1 pseudogene is annotated in these 220 nt (G+C 32.3%); it reads right to left on the reverse strand.

Annotated elements, in window-relative coordinates:
- Window positions 1-220, reverse strand: a pseudogene (locus LQ686_RS14115) (IS3 family transposase); the annotation flags it as partial.

The raw sequence follows: 220 nt of genomic DNA on the forward strand, positions 1-220 counted from the left end.
TACTAATTCAACAACTACTTCTGGGACCACTTCCTTTCCAATTCCTTGTACTTTTTTAAAATTTCATTTTCTACTTCTTTGCGCTTTAATTCAATTTATAGCATCTCAACAGTACTCAATTCATCATTTCTTTTCCGTAGGAATATTGTTTACCTACTTGTTGATTGAATCTATGTGTTTCCCCATTTCTATACCATTTCCACCACACTTTAACTTGAGA

It is taken from the genome of Mammaliicoccus sp. J-M41 (assembly GCF_022385935.1).
Taxonomy (GTDB): domain Bacteria; phylum Bacillota; class Bacilli; order Staphylococcales; family Staphylococcaceae; genus Mammaliicoccus; species Mammaliicoccus sciuri_A.